Origin of the sequence: Denitromonas ohlonensis, from assembly GCF_007625205.1 — a bacterium.
In the GTDB taxonomy this organism is placed as follows: domain Bacteria; phylum Pseudomonadota; class Gammaproteobacteria; order Burkholderiales; family Rhodocyclaceae; genus Nitrogeniibacter; species Nitrogeniibacter ohlonensis.
In genome coordinates, this window is the sequence record NZ_VMNI01000035.1 from 2,501 (window position 1) to 5,178 (window position 2,678).

At 53.1% G+C, this 2,678-nt stretch carries 1 rRNA gene (cut by a window edge); it reads left to right on the forward strand.

The features are described 5' to 3' along the window. Positions 1-2,678, forward strand: a 23S ribosomal RNA gene (locus FHP89_RS20800) (its annotated part extends 132 nt beyond the left edge of the window); the annotation flags it as partial.

Genomic DNA, 2,678 nt, shown 5'->3' on the forward strand with positions numbered 1-2,678 from the left:
CCCTTTTAGGGTCATCCCGTGCTGAATACATAGGCACGTGGAGGCGAACGCGGCGAACTGAAACATCTAAGTAGCCGCAGGAAAAGAAATCAACCGAGATTCCCAAAGTAGTGGCGAGCGAAATGGGACCAGCCTGTACGACTAAACCAGAGATTCAACAAAACGGGATGGAAAGCCCGGCCATAGAAGGTGATAGCCCTGTATGTGAAGTGTTTCTGGCGGGTCTGAGCGTACGACAAGTAGGGCGGGACACGTGGAATCCTGTCTGAATATGGGGGGACCATCCTCCAAGGCTAAATACTCGTGATCGACCGATAGTGAACCAGTACCGTGAGGGAAAGGCGAAAAGAACCCCGGGAGGGGAGTGAAATAGATCCTGAAACCGCATGCATACAAACAGTGGGAGCCTCCTTGAGGGGTGACTGCGTACCTTTTGTATAATGGGTCAGCGACTTACGTTCAGTGGCGAGCTTAACCGAATAGGGGAGGCGTAGCGAAAGCGAGTCTGATAAGGGCGACTTAGTCGCTGGGCGTAGACCCGAAACCGGATGATCTATCCATGGCCAGGATGAAGGTGCCGTAACAGGTACTGGAGGTCCGAACCCACTAACGTTGAAAAGTTAGGGGATGAGCTGTGGATAGGGGTGAAAGGCCAAACAAATCCGGAAATAGCTGGTTCTCCCCGAAAACTATTTAGGTAGTGCGTCGTACGGACACTTCCGGGGGTAGAGCACTGTCATCGTTGGGGGGGTCATTGCGATTTACCCCGCGATAGCAAACTCCGAATACCGGAAAGTGATATACGGCAGACAGACATCGGGTGCTAACGTCCGGTGTCAAGAGGGAAACAACCCAGACCGCCAGCTAAGGTCCCAAATACATGGCTAAGTGGTAAACGAAGTGGGAAGGCACAGACAGCTAGGAGGTTGGCTTAGAAGCAGCCACCCTTTAAAGAAAGCGTAATAGCTCACTAGTCGAGTCGTCCTGCGCGGAAGATGTAACGGGGCTCAAGCCATGAACCGAAGCTGCGGATGCGTATTTATACGCATGGTAGGGGAGCGTTCTGTAAGCCTGCGAAGGTGTCTCGTAAGGGATGCTGGAGGTATCAGAAGTGCGAATGCTGACATGAGTAGCGATAAAGGGAGTGAAAAGCTCCCTCGCCGAAAACCCAAGGTTTCCTGCGCAACGTTCATCGGCGCAGGGTGAGTCGGCCCCTAAGGCGAGGCAGAAATGCGTAGTCGATGGGAAACAGGTCAATATTCCTGTACCACTCTTTAATGCGATGGGGGGACGGAGAAGGTTAGATCAGCCGGGCGTTGGATATCCCGGTTTAAGCGTGTAGTCGTGCCTGGTAGGCAAATCCGCCGGGCTTAGACGAGGCGTGATGACGAGGGCTCATTGAGCCTGAAGTGATTAATACCATGCTTCCAGGAAAAGCCTCTAAGCTTCAGTTAAAGAGTGACCGTACCGCAAACCGACACAGGTGGGTAGGTAGAAAATACCAAGGCGCTTGAGAGAACTCAGGAGAAGGAACTCGGCAAATTGACACCGTAACTTCGGGAGAAGGTGTGCCTCTTGTATGTGAAAGCCTTCGCGGCTGGAGCAGAAGGAGGTCTCAGAGAATCGGTGGCTGCGACTGTTTATTAAAAACACAGCACTCTGCAAACACGAAAGTGGACGTATAGGGTGTGACGCCTGCCCGGTGCCGGAAGGTTAAGTGATGGGGTGCAAGCTCTTGATCGAAGCCCCGGTAAACGGCGGCCGTAACTATAACGGTCCTAAGGTAGCGAAATTCCTTGTCGGGTAAGTTCCGACCTGCACGAATGGCGTAACGATGGCCACACTGTCTCCTCCTGAGACTCAGCGAAGTTGAAATGGTTGTGAAGATGCAATCTACCCGCGGCTAGACGGAAAGACCCCATGAACCTTTACTGCAGCTTTGCATTGGACTTTGACGGGATTTGTGTAGGATAGGTGGGAGGCTTTGAAGTGGGGACGCCAGTTCTCATGGAGCCAACCTTGAAATACCACCCTGATGTCGTTGAGGTTCTAACCTTGGCCCGTGAATCCGGGTCGGGGACCGTGCATGGTGGGCAGTTTGACTGGGGCGGTCTCCTCCTAAAGAGTAACGGAGGAGTACGAAGGTCTTCTAGGTACGGTCGGACATCGTACTGATAGTGCAATGGCAAAAGAAGGCTTGACTGCGAGACCTACAAGTCGAGCAGGTGCGAAAGCAGGTCATAGTGATCCGGTGGTTCTGTATGGAAGGGCCATCGCTCAACGGATAAAAGGTACTCTGGGGATAACAGGCTGATTCCGCCCAAGAGTTCACATCGACGGCGGAGTTTGGCACCTCGATGTCGGCTCATCACATCCTGGGGCTGTAGCCGGTCCCAAGGGTATGGCTGTTCGCCATTTAAAGTGGTACGTGAGCTGGGTTTAAAACGTCGTGAGACAGTTTGGTCCCTATCTGCCGTGGGCGTTGGAAGTTTGAGAGGGGCTGCTCCTAGTACGAGAGGACCGGAGTGGACGAACCTCTGGTGTACCGGTTGTCACGCCAGTGGCATCGCCGGGTAGCTAAGTTCGGAAGAGATAACCGCTGAAAGCATCTAAGCGGGAAACTTGCCTCAAGATGAGACTTCCCCCGTGACTCGATCACGCTAAAGGGTCGTTCAAGA